Source organism: Zwartia panacis (genome assembly GCF_030410395.1).
Classification (GTDB): domain Bacteria; phylum Pseudomonadota; class Gammaproteobacteria; order Burkholderiales; family Burkholderiaceae_B; genus Zwartia; species Zwartia panacis.
The window spans coordinates 1-2,179 of record NZ_JAUHHF010000028.1 but is presented as its reverse complement, the minus strand read 5'-3'; the positions used below and the strand labels follow the sequence as shown (position 1 = coordinate 2,179).

The 2,179-nt window shown below is 52.8% G+C and carries 2 protein-coding genes; both read right to left on the bottom strand.

The genetic code is table 11. From position 1 onward, the window contains the following. Positions 1–1,804 (bottom strand): condensation domain-containing protein (locus QWY30_RS15800; protein ID WP_290242641.1); only part of this gene is annotated, 1,804 nt, incomplete at its 3' end. Beyond that, on the bottom strand, positions 1,797–2,179 hold a 383-nt coding region (locus QWY30_RS15795), incomplete at its 5' end, for a phosphopantetheine-binding protein (RefSeq protein WP_290242639.1). The genes QWY30_RS15800 and QWY30_RS15795, both read right to left, overlap by 8 nt.

The following is a 2,179-nucleotide window of genomic DNA, read 5'->3' as shown; positions in this document are numbered from 1 at the left end:
GATCAATCAACGCCGGAGCCTCGATCGCAAGACTCTGTGACAACTCCAGCAAATCGTAATTGGCCTGATCCGCAATCATCACGCTTGCCTTCGCATCGTTCAAGATGAAGGCCAGGCGCTCGCTTGGGTAGTTCGGATCCAGCGGTAAATAGACGCCACCGGCTTTGAGCACGGCCAGCATAGCGACCATCATCTCTATAGAGCGATCTAGTAAAACGGCTACCGTCAAGTCAGGTCCCACGCCTTGCTTGATCAAGTAGCGTGCCAGTTGATTCGAGCGACGATCGAGCTCGCCGTAGCTCACCTGCTGCTCCTCAAACATCAATGCCGTAGCGTGCGGATCGCGCCTGACTTGCGACTCAAACAGCGCAGGCAGCGTGCGTAACGACTCACTAACTTCCACAATCTCACCCGCAGACTGAGTGATGACTGCTTGATATGCTGACTCATTTAGCAGCGGCAAAGTCAAGACTGATTGATTAGGTTCTTTGACTAGTCCAATTAGAAAGGATTCAAACGCGTGCCTCCAGTTATTGACTGAAGCTTCTTCAAAAAGGTCGGCGTCATAGGCCATGACCCCGCTCAGGATACGTTGCGAATTGAATGTTAAATAAAATGACAGATCATTTTTAACTAAGTTTGGAATGACATCCAACACCTTGACATTCATCCCTTCGAATTGCACATTACCCGTATTTTCAATTTCATCTTCCATCGCAAATGTGAAGGAAGCTTGAAATACTGGCGTTTGAGACAGCGAGCGCTCAACACCCAAGCCATCGACCAGTCGCTCAAACGGCAAGTCTTGATCGATCAGCGCCTCTTCTACGCTCTTCTTGGCGCGCGCAATCAGCTCAATGCCATCACAGGTCGCATCGATCGATACCGGGATCGCCAATGTATTGACCAGAAATCCAATCAGTGACTCTGTCTCGACGTGGCTGCGTCCTGACACAGGAGATCCAATCACAACCGTACTCTGATTGGCGATTCGGGCTAACGTCGCACCATACGCGCCTAGCAACAATGCAAAAAGGGTTGCACCCTGACGTACCGCCAACGCGCTCAGCGCTTGCGTCAACTCAACCGATAACTCAAACGATAGATACCCCGCGCGCCGCGCACGAGTTGCTTGCCTGGGGTGATCCAACGGCAGTGAAAGACTTTCCGGCGCATCGGCCAATCTGGCCTTTGCGCGTGCGATCTTCTGCTCTAAATTCCCTTCCAGAGTCTGCTGCTGCCAAGCGGCCCAATCACTGTACTGAATCGGTAACGGTGCCCAATCGGGTTGCGCGCCACGCAACAAGCTCCCATAGGCCTGGCTCAACTCGCGCGCAAACACCACCGCCGACTCCCCATCGCTCGCCTGGTGGTGAAACGTGAGCAACAGCACATTCTCCAGTGCATCGACTCTGACCACACGCGCGCGAAGTGAATAATCATTGGCGAGATCAAACGGTCGATCCACCTCGTCGCGGATGCACTGCGACAACGCGAGCTCACGGGACTCTGCATCTAGCTTGCGAAGATCAATTTGAGTCAGGAAGGATTGATCATTTGGCGCCGGTAAAAGTAACCCTATGGGTGAACCATTCTTGTTTGCGCGAATCACTGTGCGTAAAGACTCATGACGCGCTATCAACAATAAAAGAGCCTGATTCAGTATCTCAATTTCAAGCTTGCCTTGTAAATGTAAGACCTGCGGGATATTGTAGGTCGCCGAAGGACCTTCTAATTGATCCAGCGTCCAAAGCCTTCTCTGACCAGATGAAATGGCTACTCGGGTTAATTTTTTTTCACTCATCATCATCTTCGTCCAGTAGATTAGATCTCCCCATTCCAGCCACAATCTTCATTACAGCCTCTGGCTGCTCATGAGCTAAACGAGGTGCGAGGGAAGCCGGAGTCGGAGACTCAAACAACACGCGCAATGGCAATTCACAAGCGGTAAGCTGACGCACGCGGGCAATCAGCCGCATCGCAAGCAGCGAATGCCCGCCGATCGCAAAGAAACTGTCGTCCAGGCCCACGCGGCTCGCGCCCGTCACCTCGGCGAACAATCCGCACAACATGATCTCGTGCTCGCTGACTGGCGCACGGTACGTACTCTGATCGGCGCCAAAGTCCGGATCGGGCAACGCCTTGCGATCGAGCTTGCCATTGGGCGTGAGCGGTAAAC